Below are 14,134 nucleotides of genomic sequence, written 5' to 3'. Positions count from 1 at the left end.
GTAGGTTCGTCCGTCGTGGAGACGGTGCCGATGCAGACCCAGGATCACGAGCGGACCCAGGACGGGCCAGCGGCCGGGGACCGCGTGCTCGCCGATCTGCGCGAGCTGCTCGGCGACCTCGTCCTCACCGACGCCGACGTCCTCGAGGCCTACCGCCACGACGACGCCGAGTGGGCGCCCTCCGGGCTGCCGCTGGCGGTCGTCCTCGCCGAGAGCGCGGAGGACGTGGCGCACGCCGTCCGCCTCGCCGCCCGCGCGGGTCTGAGCGTCGTCCCGCGCGGAGCCGGCACCGGCCTCTCCGGCGGCGCCAACGCGCTCGCCGGCTGCCTCGTCGTCTCGCTCGAGCGGATGGACGCCGTCCTCGAGATCGACGCCGACGAGCGCTTCGTCGTCGCTCAGCCCGGCGTGATCAACGACGCGCTGCGGGCGGCCGTCGCCGAGGCCGGACTCTGGTACCCGCCGGACCCGGCCAGCTCCGCCATCTCGACCATCGGCGGCAACGCCGCCACGAACGCCGGCGGCATCTGCTGCGTGAAGTACGGCGTCACCCGCGACTACGTCCTCGGCATGAAGGTCGTCCTCGCCGACGGCTCGCTCGTCAGCCTCGGCCGCCGCACCGCGAAGGGCGTCGTCGGCTACGACCTCACCGGCCTGATGGTCGGCTCGGAGGGCACACTCGGCATCATCGTCGAGCTGACGCTCCGCCTGCTCCCGCTCGCGGGCCGTGAGCAGCGCGCGATCGTCGGCTCCTTCGGCTCGCTCGAGGACGCCGGAGTCGCGGTCGCCGCGATCTCGGCCGCCGGCATCATCCCCTCCGCCCTCGAGATCATCGACAGCACCTGCCTGCGCGCCGTCGACGACTGGCAGCACCTCGGGCTGCCGCACGGCGTCGACACGCTGCTGCTGGCCAAGGTCGACGAGCCGGGGGAGGCGGGCCGCACCGCCGCCGACCGCGTCGAGGCGCTGATGGCCGGCGCCCGCGCGCTCTCGGTCGAGCAGGCCACCGACCAGGACGAGGTCGACCGGCTCTTCCTCGCCCGCCGCCTCGCCTATCCGGCGCTGGAGCGCCTCGGGCCGGTGCTCACCGAGGACGTCTGCGTGCCGCGCCGCGCGGTCCCGGAGATGCTCTCCCGCATCCGCTCGGCCGCAGCGGACCACGACGTGGTCATCGCGACCATCGCGCACGCCGGCGACGGCAACCTGCACCCGCTGATCATCGCGCCCGAGGGCGACGAGGCTGCGAAGGCCCGCGCGAAGAGCGCCTTCGACCGCATCGTCGAGGACTGCCTCGACCTCGGCGGCACCGTCACCGGCGAGCACGGCGTGGGCCTCCTGAAGCTGCCGGGAGCGGCCGACGAGCTCGGCCCGCGCGTGCTCGGGATGCACCGCTCGATCAAGGACGCGCTCGATCCGCTCGGCGTGCTCAACCCGGGCAAGGCGTTCCCGGGCTGAAGCGCCGCTGTCGGTTCTCCCGGGATCAGCGCGCCAGGAACTCCAGCAGTGCCTCGGTGAAGGCCTTCGGCTGCTCGATGTTCGCCGCGTGACCGTCCTTCTCGATGACGAGGGAGTCGCCGCGCGGGGCGAGCGAGGCCGCGGCGGCCGCGTGCTCGGCCGGCCAGAACTCGCTCTCGCGGCCGGCGACGAAGAGCACCGGCACGCTCGTCCGCGCGATCACCGGCCGCCAGTCCGCCGTCGCGTGGTCGTTCAGCAGCCGCCGCTCGGTCTCCGTCAGCTCCCGGCGCTCGCCGCCGCCGAGCGCCTTCAGCAGCCGCGCGATCCGCACCGGCCCCTTGGATGCGACACTCCAGCGTCCGGGATCCGGGATCGTCGTCGCGAAGAGGGTGTCGCGGTTCGCCTCGGTGTAGTCGTAGAAGCCGTAGGGCCAGTCGTCGCCGTTGAGCATCCGGGGCGTCTGGTCGACGATCACGATGCGGTCGACGCGGCTCTCGTCGGTGCTCTCGTCGGTGCTCTCGTCCGCGCTCTCTCCGGTACTCGCTCCGGTGCTCTCGTCGGTGCCTCCCGCCGTGCCTCCCGCGGAGCCGGCCAGGAACGCCCAGATCGAGTTCCCGCCCATCGACCCGCCGACCAGCGCCGCGCCGCACAGATCCAGGTGGCGCAGCAGCTGCGCGAGATCCGCGCCGTGCCGGAGCATCGTCGCGCCGGCCTCCGTCCGCTCGGACAGCCCGTGCCCCCGCCGGTCGAACGAGATCACCCGGTAGCCGGCCTCGGCGAGCGGCCCCTGCTGCGGCTTCCAGCTCGTCGCCGGCGCCTTGAACCCGGCGATCAGCACCACCGGCCGCCCGGCCGGGTCGCCCTGCTCGGTCCAGCTCAGCCGGACCCCGTCGTCCGTGGTGAAGTCCGGCATCGTGGCCCCTTGTCGCTCTCGTCGCGGCCTGCTCCGGCCGCTCCCCGCCACGCTAGTGCGGCGTGAGTGGCGCGTCGCCGCCCGCGGGGAGACTCTCGCGATCAGGCCTCCTCGAGCACGCTCCGCACCGCGTCGTTGGCCTCCCGCCACTCCTCCGGGTCCGCCTCCTCCCAGAGCTCGGTGAGCTCGCTCCCGGGCGAGTCGGCGGCGGCCAGCGCCGCGAGGGCGAGCGCGACGAGCTCGTCGTCGGGTCGCCCGGCGCGCTGCACGAAGTGCGCGATCGTCTCGGCGTGCGGACCGCCCTCCCGGCCGAGTCCGCGTGCGACCACCTCGGCGGCCGCGATCGCGAGGGTCGCGGCATCCGCGTTCACCTGCGTCGGCGAGACCGCGGCGTCCAGCGCCTCGCGGACGTACTGCCAGTCGCCGGCCTCGTCGAGCTCGTAGACCCAGTCGCTCGCCGTGTCGTTGCCGAACGGCTCTCCACTCCATGCACCCATGGCCCGACGCTACGCCGACGCGCGCGCGGCCGCATCGCCGACGCTCCGATCGATCCGTCGGGGAAGCACCTGCCGGAGAACGCGAGGCAGCCCTTCACGACGGATCGAAGCGGGCGGGACAGCCCTTCGCGACGGATCGATCCGCGCGGAGGAGGGTCGTGCCTCAGGCCAGCCGCTCGCTGAGCGCGACGATGACGCCCTCCGGGCCGCGGACATACGCCATCCGCCAGGCACCCTCGTACTCGCCGACACCGCCGACCAGCCCGTACCCGTCGCCTGCGAGCCGCTCGAGGACGGCGGCGAGGTCGTCGACGACGAAGGCCAGACTCCGGAGCCCCGGCTCGTCCGCCTCAACGGGGGCGGGGACGGGCCGCGGTGCGGGCCGGACGAACCGCGAGAGCTCGACGGCGGTCCCGCCGCCGGGCGGCCGCAGCATCACGATGTCGGTCCGGGCGTCCTGCATGCCGACCACCGTGTCGAGGAACTCGCCCTCCACGGGCGCCCGCCCCTCGAGCACGAGGCCCAGCCCGACGACGAAGAACGCCGTCGCCGTCTCGAGATCGTGCACTGTCACGCCGACGTGGTCGAATGCGGTGATCCCCACCATGAGCGCCTCCTCGTGTCGAGCACAGTCAGGCAGGGTGGGGGCCCGCTGTCAACGGGCGGCCGATCCCTGCTCCGGGGCGGTGAGCGGGCGGGTCGGCCCGCCGCTCCGAGTTCCCGAGGCGTTCATCACCGGGAGTCCCTCGCGCGTGACCCGGCTCGCCCGCACTGGGTAGGCTGTACTGCTCCGTCGTCGAGGGGGAGCGGTCGCGGAGGAACGATGGGCAAGAAGCGCAATCAGGGACGATCCGGGAACGGGCGCTCCGGCGGCTCCGGCGGCCAGGGCGGCGGCCGCACGGCCGAGACCGCGCTGATGGTGCGGTTCCGCAGCTGGTACCGGTCGCACCTCGCCGACGTCGCCGTCCTGCACGAGCACCTCGACGTCGACGAGGCCGTGGAGGTCCTCACCGACCTCTTCGCCATGACCCGCGACCTCCGCCCGCGCGGCTCGTTCGCCCAGCCGGACGCCGAGCTCCTCGAGGCCGTCTTCGACCAGATCGAGGCCGACCTCTCCGGCGAGGAGAGCGAGGCCGACCTGGACGACACCCTCTTCACCGTCGCCGAGGTCGTCGAGCACTTCCTCGACTTCCTCACCGACGAGGACCTCTGGACCGGCACCGACGAGGAGCTCGACGAGTGTCAGGCCGTGCTCGACGAGGTCCTCGACCTCGCCGGCTCCTTCGTCGAGGCCGTCCTCGACGACCTGCTCGAGGTCGAGGAGATCCCGGACGCCGAGATGCTCTCCGCCGCCCGCGCCACCGCCCTCGTGCACGCCGCCGACGTCGTCGTCGAGCACCTCGCCGCCACCGACGGAGCGACGATCTCCGAGCGCGCCGCCCGCGAGATCATGGTCGAGGCCGGTGTCGCCTCCGCCGGCTCGTCGCCGAGCGACGACGCCGTCCGCATCCCGGTCTCCGCCTGGTGGGACGCGCTCGTCGCCTCCGAGGTGCTCGACACCGACGGCTCCACCGCGGGCCTCGGTGACGCCGCGCCGGCCTGGCGCAGCTCCGAGGCGCGCGAGGCCACGGTCGAGCGCATCGCCTACATCGCCCGCTTCATCGAGCTCTGGCTCGTCAGCGCGCAGGAGGCGCTCGCCGTCGCCGACACCGAGAACGGCGCCTTCTCGCCGCGCGAGCGCGCGATCACCACCACCGACGCCGTCCTCGCGCGGATCGCGGTCGCCTGCCAGGCGCAGATCCACGAGGGCCTCGTCGTCGGCGAGCTGGTCGACGAGCTCGCCGCCGATCTCGACGTCTCGCTCGAGGACGCGCTGGACGAGCGCGAGCGGATGGTCGGCGCGGCCGAGCGGATGCTCGACGAGGCCGCCGAGCTCGGACTGCTGCTGCACTCGCCCGAGTTCGGCTACGTGCTCCCCGAGGGCCTGCAGCCGGTCCTCGCCTCGGTCGTCCGCGCGAGCATCGTGCTGCTCGGCGCCCGCGACGCCACCCGCCTCGAGATCCTCGACGAGGCGACGGAGGACACCGACGCCGCCTACGCCCTGCACGTCTCGCTGCTCGGCACGAAGCCGGTCGTCTGGCGTCGGCTCGAGCTGTCCTCGGAGTCGTCGCTGCGCGATCTGCACCTCGCCCTGCAGCTCTCGCTCGGCTGGACCGACGCGCAGCCGCACTACTTCAGCGTCGGCGTGCCCGACGAGGAGCAGGCGCCGATCGGCTCGCCGGCCGACGCGGAGGAGCTCGGCTCCGGCCTCGTCGACGAGGGCGGTGTCGCGCTCGCCGAGGTGCTCGAGAGCGTCGGCGACGAGCTGTTCTACGTCTACGACCTCGAGGACGAGTGGCGCCACGTCATCCGCCTCGAGTCGGTGTCGCCGCTCGGCGCCGCCCTGCCGCGCTGCACCGGCGCGCGCGGAGCCGCTCCGCTCGACGCGCCCGGCGGCCCGGCCGCCTGGGCCGACACGGTCCGCGCCGCGACGGACCCGTCGTCCGCCGACCACGCGGAGGCGCTCGACGCCCTCGGGCTCGCCCCGGAGGCGGCGTTCGACCCCGCGAGCGTCGACGTCGACGGCATCAACCGCTCGCTCGGCCTGCTCCGCGCGGCGGTCTGACCGGTCCGCGCCGCAGAACGTCAGCCGAGAGGCCCCGTCATCGCCGATCGCGGCTGACGGGGCCTCTCGGCTGATGCTGTGTCGTCAGCTCTCCGTCACGGGCTGAGCAGCAGCTTGCCGATGTGTCCGGAGGCGGTCATCCGCTCGTGGGCCCGCTCGGCCTCGGCCAGCGGGATCACCTCGTCGACCACCGGCCGCACCGTCCCGTCCGCGACGAGCGGCCAGACGCTCTCGCGCACCGCGGCGACGATCGCGCGCCGCTCCTCCAGCGGCCGGGCGCGGAGCGTCGTGGCGTGGACCGCCGCGCGCTTGCGCATCAGCGTCCCGATGTCGAGGGAGCCCTGCGCGCCGGACTGGTTGCCGATGAAGACGACGCGGCCGCCGAGCGCGAGCGCCTCGACGTCGCGGGCGAGGTAGTCGCCGCCGACCGGATCCAGGATCACGTCGACCCCGCCGTCCGTCTCGGCCGCGATCCGCTCCACGAAGTCCTGCTCGCGGTAGTCGATCAGGATGTCCGCGCCCAGCGCCCGGCAGGCGTCGAGCTTCCGCGGGCTGCCGGCCGTCACGGCCACCCGGGCGCCGATCGCGGAGGCGATCTGGATCGCGGTGGTGCCGATCCCGCTGCCGCCGCCGTGGATCAGCACGGTCTCGCCGGCGCGGAGCCCGGCGACCAGGACCAGGTTCGACCAGACGGTCGCGGTCGTCTCGGGCAGCGCGGCGGCCGAGATCAGGTCGACGCCCTCCGGCACCGGCAGCAGCAGCCCCGCGTCGACGACGACGTGCTCGGCGTAGCCGCCGCCGGAGAGCAGCGCGCAGACCTCGTCGCCCTGGGCGACCGTCGTGACGCCCTCGCCGAGGCCGACGACGGTCCCGGACACCTCCATGCCGAGGATCTCCGACGCTCCGGCCGGCGGCGGGTACACGCCGGCGCGCTGCCCGAGGTCGGCGCGGTTCACGCCCGCGGCGGCCACGCGGAGCAGCACCTCGCCGGGTCCGGGGGAGGGGGTGGCGGTCTCCTCGAGCACGAGGCGGGAGTCGGGGCCGGGGTTCTCGACGCGGATCGCAAGCATCCCGCGATGCTACGCCGCGCGCCTCCACGGGCGGTCCCGTCCGATCCGCAGGTGATCCGGCGCTCCGCCGGCGCCTCCGCGCGGACGAGAGCGCGCTCCCGCCGGGACCGCCTGCGGATCGCGCGCCGGCGTCAGGCGTGCTCCGCGAGGAACGCCAGCACCGCGTCCTTGAACGCCCGCGCCGGCACCGTGCTCGTGTGATCGCGGCCCGGGACGCTGACGAAGCGCGCGCCCGCCTCCTCCGCCAGCCGCGCCCCGCCTGGCGCGATCGGGTCGGCCCCGCCCGTCACCATCAGCGTCGGCAGCTCGGGGTGCGCGCCGAGCTCCGGATGCGCCCCACCGCGCACCCCGTCGGCCACCGCCACCAGGGCGGCCAGGTCGTTCCCGGCGACGCCCTCCGCCATGCCGATGAACGCGCGGGTGAACCGGTCGTCGATCTCGCCGCCGTCGGCCACCCGCGCCCGGGCCGCCGCCGCATCGAAGTGCCGCAGCGGCTCGCCCACCGTGAGCCCGCCGAGGCTGAGCGTCGCCAGCAGCTCCGGGCGCTCCAGCCCGAGCACCCAGCCCATCCGCGCGCCGAGCGAGTAGCCGAGATAGTGCGGAGCGATCAGGTCGTAGGTCTCGATGACCCGCACGATGTCGGCGACCATCAGGTCGACCCCGTACGCGCCGGCGCGATGCGGCTTCTCGCTGGCGCCGTGCCCGCGCTGATCGAGCGCGACGACCCGGTACCCGGCGCGAGTCAGCGTCCGCAGCCAGCCCGCCGTCTCCCAGTTCAGCACCGCGTTCGACGCGAATCCGTGCACGGCCAGCACGGTCGGCGCCCCCTCGTCGCCGAGCGCGTACGTCGCGATCCGCGTCCCGTCGTCGGCGACCACGGACACGGGCGGGGGGAAGGCGATCGGCGTCACCCCACCACCCTGCCATCCCGCGGACGCCTGCTCCTCCGCGCTCCGCGGTGTCCGGACCGGCGAGCCGGTGTCGGACCCTCGGACGGCGACGAGCCCGCGTCCGGCGCCATCCTCCCGCGAGCGCGATGAACATCGCATCGATCTCCGTCTCCGTCGTGACCACCTTCCTCATCAGCCGGCTGGTGCTCTTCCTCCGGCACCGACGACGCTGAGCACGACGACCGACGGACGCCGCGGTCAGCGTCGCGGAACAGGACCTCGAGTCGCCGTCAGCGCACCGGACGGGAGGAGCGGACGAACGGCACCGCGATGACGAGGCGGACGCTCCGGCCGCGGCCCGAGCGGACGCCGAGCACGACGCAGAGCACGAGGTTCAGCACGAAGAGGCCGAGGATGGCCGCGATGGTGAGGGTGGGCCAGCCGCCGCCCCAGGTGTCGCGGACCGAGACGAGCGCGAGGTGCAGCGGCACGAGCATCAGCTGGAGGGCGAGATAGGTCAGCTGCCAGTTCACAGCGACGACGCCGTTGCGGTCGCTCAGAGTGCCGCCGCGACGCCGGGCGCCCCAGGCCAGCACCGTCGCCGTCACCGAGATCAGCGGGGAGAGGATCACGAAGCCCGCGATCGCCGACAGTCCGGCGAGCCAGACCGCGCGGGCCCCGCGGCCGTCGCGGCGACGGCGCAGCGTCTCGTCGTCGTCCATCCGCGGCCGCTCCCTCGCGATCGTCCCGGCGCACCGCCGGTCGTCCCAGTCTCGCACCGGCCCCCGGGAGTGAGTGGGGGGTTCCCCCTCCCGCCCGGGGGTTAGCCGGATGGGGGAGGATCCGCGTCCTCCGTAGCGTGGAGGCATCGCCGGGCGCCCCGGCACCGCACCCCGCAGAAGGAGCACCGACCATGTCGAACGCCGAGACCACCCCGTCCGCCAGCACCACCCGCACCACCTCCGCCGACGAGCAGCCCACCGAGGTCTACGGCTCGACCGCCGTCCTCACCGACCCGGCCCCGGAGTCGCGGCAGCAGCAGTCCGAGCAGCAGGACCCGCCGTTCGAGCGGCCCGCCGCGCCGCACCCGGCCCCCTACGGCGTCCCGCCCGTCGCCGTCGCCCCGGCGCCGTCCACTCCGTTCTCGCTGACCAGCCTCATCCTCGGCGTCACCTCCGTCTTCTTCGGCCTCACCGTCATCGCGCCGGTCGCCGGCCTCGTCTTCGGCATCCTGGGCCTCCGCCGCGAGCCGACCGGCCGCACGCTCGCGATCTGGGGCATCGTCCTCAACGCGGTGATGATCAGCCTCGTCGTGCTCTTCGTCGTCGCCCTGCTCTTCCTCGGCCTGCTGGTCCCGTTCGTCGCGATCGCCACCGGCACCGACGTCGACTGACCGGGCAGGCGCTCCCGACTCAGGTCAGGAACGCCCGCAGCAGCGCCGCGGAGGCGTGCACGTGCTCGGTCATCAGCCGGGCCGCCTCCGCCGCCCGACCGGTGAGGATCGCCGTCACGAGTGCCCGGTGCTGCTCGTCCGCGTGGGCGATGTTCCGCGGCAGCAGCGGGATGTCGTCCAGCAGGGCGTTCACCCGCGTCCGGCTCTCGGCCACGAGCGGCAGCAGCGACGGGACGCCGGCCAGCTCGGCGATGGTCAGGTGCAGCCGGGAGTCGAGCCGCCGGTAGTCCTCGGGGCTCGCGTCCTCGACGTCGGCGAGAGCCCGGAACAGCTGCTCCCGATCGGCGGCCGTCAGGTCCGCGCCGGCCGCGAGCCGCGCCGCCCCCACCTCGAGGATCTCGCGCAGCGCCACCACGTCGTCGATCTCGGCCCGGTCGAAGCCGCGCCGGCCGACCGGCGCCGCCGGCAGCTCCTCCGCCACGAAGGCCCCGCCGTACCGGCCGCGCCGCACCACCAGGTAGCCCGCGTCCGCGAGCGAGGCGATCGCCTCGCGCAGGGTGTCGCGCCCCACGCCGAGCTGCGCGGCGAGCTCGCGCTCGGAGGGGAGCCGCTCGCCGGGCCCCACGAGCCCGAGACTCACCGTCTGCATCAGCCGCTGCACCGTCTCCTCGAAGGCGTTGATCCGGAGCAGCCGCCGGAGGATCGCCTCCCTGGCGCTCGCCGCGGGAGCCGCCGGGCGGCCCTCCGCGTCGTCGTCCGTCCCGCCCGTCCCGGTGCCCGCGCTCACGTCGTGCTCACTCCGGGGTCACGTAGGCGGAGGAGATGCCGCCGTCGACGAGGAACGTCGCCCCGGTGATGAAGGACGCGTCGTCGCTGGCGAGGAACGCCACCGCGGCGGCGAGCTCCTCCGGCTCCGCGAAGCGCCCGACCGGGATGTGCACCAGCCGACGCTGAGCCCGCACCGGATCGGCCGCGAACAGCTCCTGCAGCAGCGGGGTGTTCACCGGACCCGGGCAGAGCGCGTTGACCCGGATGCCCTGGCGCGCGAACTGCACGCCCAGCTCGCGGCTCATCGCGAGCACGCCGCCCTTCGACGCGGTGTAGCTGATCTGCGACGTCGCCGAGCCGAGCACCGCGACGAACGAGGCCGTGTTGATGATCGATCCGCGACCCTGCTTCGTCATGTGCCGGAGTGCCGCACGGCAGCAGAGGTAGACCGACTTCAGGTTGACGTCCTGCACGCGCTCCCAGGCCGGCAGTTCGGTGGTCTCGATGGAGTCGTCGTCGGGCGGCGAGATGCCCGCGTTGTTGAAGGCGATGTCCACCGAGCCGTAGGCGTCGACCGCGGCCTGGAAGAGCGCGTCGACCTCCGCCTCGCTGGTGACGTCGACCCGGACGAACATCCCGCCGAGCGCCTCCGCCACCTCGGTGCCGCGCGCGACGTCGACGTCGGCGATCACCACGCGCGCCCCCTCGCTTGCGAAGCGCGTCGCGGTGGCGAGGCCGATCCCGCTGGCGCCGCCGGTGACGACGGCGACCTTGCCGGCGAGGCGCTGCGTGAGGTCGATCGGGGTGGTGTCGAGGGGAGGGAGAGCCATGGTGCGGCCTTTCACGGGAGGGTGCGGGGGTGGAACGGGGCGGGTCAATCGGCCGCGAAGAAGATGTTCTTGGTCTCGGTGAAGCCGAGTGCCGCGTCGGGTCCGAGCTCACGGCCGAGCCCGGACTGCTTGAAGCCGCCGAACGGGGTCGAGTAGCGGACCGAGGAGTGAGAGTTGACCGACAGGTTGCCGCTCTCGACCGCCCGTGACATCCGCAGCGCGCGGCCGAGGTCGCGGGTCCAGATCGAGCCGGAGAGGCCGTAGTCGGTGTCGTTGGCGAGCCGGATCGCGTCGGCCTCGTCCTCGAAGGGGAGGACGGAGACGACCGGGCCGAAGACCTCCTCGCGCCAGACCGGGTCGCCGCTCGAGGGCAGCAGCACGGTCGGCGGGAACCAGAAGCCGGGGCCGGCGGGCGCCGAGCCGCGGAACGCGACGGGCGCTCCCTCCGGGACGAAGGCGGCGACGCGCTCGTGGTGCGCGGCCGCGACCAGCGGGCCCATCTCGGTCGCCTCCTCGCGCGGGTCGCCGACGACGACGCCCTGCACGGCCGGCTCGAGCAGCTCGAGGAAGCGGTCGAGGACGCTCCGCTCGACCAGGATCCGGCTGCGGGCGCAGCAGTCCTGGCCGGCGTTCTCGAAGACGCCGTACGGGGCGGTGCTCGCGGCGCGCTCCAGGTCGGAGTCGGCGAAGACGATGTTCGCGCTCTTGCCGCCGAGCTCGAGCGTGACCCGCTTCACCTGGTCGGCGCAGCCCGCCATCACCCGCTTGCCGACGCGCGTCGAGCCGGTGAAGACGACCTTGCGGACCAGCGGATGGGTCACGAAGCGCTCGCCGACGACGTCGCCGCGGCCGGGCAGCACCTGGAAGAGGCCCTCCGGCAGTCCGGACGCGAGGGCCAGCTCGGCGAGGCGGAGGCTCGTCAGCGGCGTCCACTCGGCCGGCTTCAGCACGACGGCGTTGCCCGCGGCGAGCGCCGGCGCGAAGCCCCAGGAGGCGATCGTCATCGGGAAGTTCCACGGCGTGATGATCCCGACGACGCCGAGCGGCTCGTGCACCGTCACGTCCAGGCCGCCGGCGACCGGGATCTGCGCGCCGAGCAGCCGCTCCGGAGCGGCGGAGGAGTACTCGAGGACGTCGCGGACGTGCCCCGCCTCCCAGCGCGACTGCGTGATCGGGTGACCGGAGTTCCGGGTCTCGAGCTGCGCCAGCTCCTCGATCGCGTCGTCGACGGCGGCGGCGAAGCGGCGGAGGGCGCGGGCCCGGTCGAGCGGGGCCAGCGCCGCCCAGCCGCGCTGCGTCACGGCCGCGCGCTCGATCGCGGCGTCGATGGTCGCGAGGTCGGCGAGGTCGACCTCGTCGAAGGCGGCGCCCGTCGAGGGGTCGACGAGGGTCTGCGTCGTCGTCTGCGCGGTCGTCGTCGGCGGGGCGGGCGTCTGCGGTGTCATCGGAGTGCGTCCTTCGGGGTGCTGAGGGAGGAGCCTTCTGCCGCGCCGGTGCCCGCGCGGTGCGCGATCGCGGCGGCCACCAGGCCGGTGAAGAGGCGGGTGTCGGCGGTGTCCTCCTCCGGGTGCCACTGCACGCCGAGCGCGAAGCGGCGCCCCGGCAGCTCGAGCGCCTCGATGGTGCCGTCGGCGGTCCGCGCGGCGACCTCGAGGCCGTCGGCGACCCGGTCGACCGCCTGGTGGTGGTACACCTGCGCGACGACGGCGTCCTCACCGAGCAGTCCGCGCAGTCGTGACTCCGGCTCGACCGCGACGTCCACGTGCGAGAACACGCCGCCGCCCGCCTGGTAGCGGCGGTCGCCGACCACGTCGGGCAGGTGCTGGTGCAGGGTGCCGCCGAGCGAGACGTTGAGCAGCTGCGCGCCGCGGCAGATGCCGAGGAACGGCAGGTCGGCCTCGAGCGCGGCGGTCATCAGGTGGTCCTCCCAGGCGTCGCGCTCGGGGCGGGGGACGTCGGTCTCGGGGTGCGCCTCCTGGCCGTAGCGGGCGGGGTCGATGTCCTTGCCGCCGCAGACGATCAGCCCGTCGAGGCGCTCGACGACGGCGCGCGCGGTCTCCGCCGAGGCGGGCTGCGGCGGCAGGAGCAGCGCGACGCCGCCTGCCCGCGTCACCGAGTCGATGTAGTTCGCGGGCAGGAAGGACGCCTCGACGTCCCAGACGCCGGAGACGGCGCGCTCGCGGTAGGTGGTGAGCCCGATGATCGGACGCGGGGCGACGGGACCCTGCTCGGAGTCCGTCCGCGGGTCAGAGCCGCTCAAAGCCGCGCACCCTCTCCCAGTCGGTGACGGCGGCGTCGTAGGCGGCGAGCTCCACCCGGGCGTTGTTCACGTAGTGGTCGACGACCTCGTCGCCGAAGGCGGCCCTCGCCAGGGCGGAGGACTCGAACAGGTCGGCGGCCTCGCGCAGGGTCGTCGGGACGCGCGGCGCTCCGGACCCGTAGGCGTTCCCGGTGCAGACGTCCTCGAGCTCCAGCTCGTTCTCGATGCCGTGCAGCCCCGCGGCGACGAGTGCGGCGACGGCCAGGTACTGGTTGACGTCGCCTCCCGGAACCCGGTTCTCGACGCGCATCCCGGCGCCGTGGCCGACGACGCGCAGGGCGCAGGTGCGGTTGTCGAGACCCCAGGCGACGGCGGTCGGCGCGAACGACCCGTCGACGTAGCGCTTGTAGGAGTTGATGTTCGGCGCGAAGAAGAGGGTGAACTCGCGCATCGCGGCGAGCTGGCCGGCCAGGTAGTGCCGGAAGAGCGGCGACATCCCGTGCTCGCTCTCCGCGTCGGCGAAGACGGGCGTGCCGTCGGTGCCGCGGAGGGAGAGGTGGATGTGGCACGAGTTGCCCTCGCGCTCGTTGAACTTGGCCATGAAGGTCAGGCTCTTGCCGTGCTTGTCGGCGATCTCCTTCGCCCCCGACTTGTAGATCGAGTGGTTGTCGCAGGTGACGAGGGCGGCGTCGTAGCGGAAGCCGATCTCCTGCTGGCCGAGGTTGCACTCGCCCTTGATGCCCTCGCAGTACAGGCCGGCGCCCTCCATCGACACCCGGATGTCCCGCATCAGCGGCTCCATCCGCGTCGAGGCGAGCAGCGCGTAGTCGATGTTGTAGTCGCTGGCAGGCGTGAGGCCGCGGTAGCCCTTCGCGAAGGCCTCGCGGTAGGAGTCGTCGAACACGATGAACTCGAGCTCGGTGGCGACGAACGCCTCGAGGCCGCGCTCGGCCAGGCGGTCCAGCTGCGCGCGGAGGATCTGCCGCGGCGCCTCGCCGACCGGAGCGTCGTCGAGCCAGGTGAGATCGGCCGTGACCAGCGCGGTCCCCGGCAGCCACGGCGCGAGACGCAGCGTCGAGAGGTCCGGGATCATCTTCATGTCGCCGTAGCCGCGCTCCCAGCTCGAGATCGCGTAGCCCTCGACGGTGTTCATCTCGACGTCCACGGCGAGCAGGTAGTTGCAGCACTCGGCTCCGTGCGCAGCGACCTCGTCCTGGAAGAGCCTCGCCGAGATCCGCTTGCCGACGAGCCGGCCCTGCATGTCGGTGAAGGCGACGATCACCGTGTCGATCTCACCGGCGTCGATGAGATCGTCGAGTCGCTCGAGGGTGAGCATGCCCCGCACCGGGGCGGGATCGGCGGCACCTCGTCGATCGGCGGCACGGCTCTCGGCGCT

At 73.9% G+C, this 14,134-nt stretch carries 14 protein-coding genes; 3 read left to right on the top strand and 11 right to left on the bottom strand.

What is annotated here, in order from left to right; genetic code table 11:
- Positions 1-30: 30 nt before the first annotated feature.
- Positions 31-1,452, top strand: coding sequence for an FAD-binding oxidoreductase (locus MT350_RS17705; RefSeq protein WP_243598619.1), 1,422 nt, complete (start codon positions 31-33; stop codon positions 1,450-1,452).
- 25 nt (positions 1,453-1,477) lie between these two features.
- Here the strand turns inward: MT350_RS17705 and MT350_RS17700 are convergent, their stop codons facing one another.
- The 3 genes from MT350_RS17700 to MT350_RS17690 form a co-directional block, all read right to left on the bottom strand.
- Positions 1,478-2,365, bottom strand: coding sequence for an alpha/beta fold hydrolase (locus MT350_RS17700; protein WP_243598620.1), 888 nt, complete (start codon positions 2,363-2,365; stop codon positions 1,478-1,480).
- A 101-nt stretch (positions 2,366-2,466) separates the two neighbouring features.
- Positions 2,467-2,862: a DUF4259 domain-containing protein gene (locus MT350_RS17695; RefSeq protein ID WP_243616337.1), complete on the bottom strand. Its 396-nt coding sequence runs from the start codon at positions 2,860-2,862 to the stop codon at positions 2,467-2,469.
- A 163-nt stretch (positions 2,863-3,025) separates the two neighbouring features.
- Positions 3,026-3,469 (bottom strand): VOC family protein, encoded by a 444-nt coding sequence (locus MT350_RS17690; RefSeq protein WP_243598621.1) that lies wholly within the window; start codon positions 3,467-3,469, stop codon positions 3,026-3,028.
- Between the two features lie 216 nt (positions 3,470-3,685).
- Between MT350_RS17690 and MT350_RS17685 the strand changes: the two genes are divergently transcribed.
- Positions 3,686-5,527 carry a plasmid pRiA4b ORF-3 family protein gene (locus tag MT350_RS17685; protein ID WP_243616336.1) on the top strand — a complete coding sequence of 614 codons (1,842 nt, stop codon included), beginning with the start codon at positions 3,686-3,688 and terminating at the stop codon, positions 5,525-5,527.
- Between the two features lie 95 nt (positions 5,528-5,622).
- On the opposite strand, the gene MT350_RS17680 is transcribed toward MT350_RS17685, so the two are convergent.
- The 3 genes from MT350_RS17680 to MT350_RS17670 form a co-directional block, all read right to left on the bottom strand.
- Positions 5,623-6,597 carry an NAD(P)H-quinone oxidoreductase gene (locus tag MT350_RS17680; protein ID WP_243598623.1) on the bottom strand — a complete coding sequence of 325 codons (975 nt, stop codon included), beginning with the start codon at positions 6,595-6,597 and terminating at the stop codon, positions 5,623-5,625.
- Between the two features lie 131 nt (positions 6,598-6,728).
- Positions 6,729-7,508: an alpha/beta fold hydrolase gene (locus tag MT350_RS17675; protein WP_243598624.1), complete on the bottom strand. Its 780-nt coding sequence runs from the start codon at positions 7,506-7,508 to the stop codon at positions 6,729-6,731.
- A gap of 269 nt (positions 7,509-7,777) precedes the next feature.
- On the bottom strand, positions 7,778-8,209 hold the full coding sequence (locus MT350_RS17670) for a DUF4870 domain-containing protein (RefSeq protein WP_165909216.1): 432 nt from the start codon (positions 8,207-8,209) through the stop codon (positions 7,778-7,780).
- A gap of 191 nt (positions 8,210-8,400) precedes the next feature.
- On the opposite strand from MT350_RS17670, the gene MT350_RS17665 reads away from it, so the two are divergent.
- On the top strand, positions 8,401-8,880 hold the full coding sequence (locus tag MT350_RS17665) for a DUF4190 domain-containing protein (protein ID WP_243616335.1): 480 nt from the start codon (positions 8,401-8,403) through the stop codon (positions 8,878-8,880).
- 19 nt (positions 8,881-8,899) lie between these two features.
- Here the strand turns inward: MT350_RS17665 and MT350_RS17660 are convergent, their stop codons facing one another.
- The 5 genes from MT350_RS17660 to MT350_RS17640 are packed head-to-tail and all read right to left on the bottom strand — an operon-like array spanning position 8,900 to position 14,074.
- Positions 8,900-9,667, bottom strand: a complete 768-nt coding sequence (locus MT350_RS17660) for a FadR/GntR family transcriptional regulator (RefSeq protein WP_243616334.1) — start codon at positions 9,665-9,667, stop codon at positions 8,900-8,902.
- A 7-nt stretch (positions 9,668-9,674) separates the two neighbouring features.
- A complete protein-coding gene (locus tag MT350_RS17655) occupies positions 9,675-10,478 on the bottom strand; it encodes a 3-oxoacyl-ACP reductase (protein ID WP_243616333.1) in 804 nt (267 codons plus the stop codon).
- Positions 10,479-10,522: 44 nt separating this feature from the next.
- Entirely contained in the window at positions 10,523-11,923 is a 1,401-nt protein-coding gene (locus MT350_RS17650; protein WP_243616332.1) for an aldehyde dehydrogenase, read from the bottom strand.
- Entirely contained in the window at positions 11,920-12,738 is an 819-nt protein-coding gene (locus tag MT350_RS17645) for a gamma-glutamyl-gamma-aminobutyrate hydrolase family protein (RefSeq protein ID WP_243598632.1), read from the bottom strand. The genes MT350_RS17650 and MT350_RS17645 overlap by 4 nt, the downstream gene beginning before the upstream one ends.
- On the bottom strand, positions 12,725-14,074 hold the full coding sequence (locus tag MT350_RS17640) for a glutamine synthetase family protein (RefSeq protein WP_243598713.1): 1,350 nt from the start codon (positions 14,072-14,074) through the stop codon (positions 12,725-12,727). The genes MT350_RS17645 and MT350_RS17640 overlap by 14 nt, the downstream gene beginning before the upstream one ends.
- Positions 14,075-14,134 lie beyond the last annotated feature (60 nt).

Source organism: Rathayibacter sp. VKM Ac-2928 (genome assembly GCF_022815545.1).
GTDB classification, from domain to species: Bacteria; Actinomycetota; Actinomycetes; order Actinomycetales; family Microbacteriaceae; genus Rathayibacter; species Rathayibacter festucae.
Note: the sequence above shows the minus strand (reverse complement) of the source record. Positions and strands in the feature narration are given on the sequence as shown.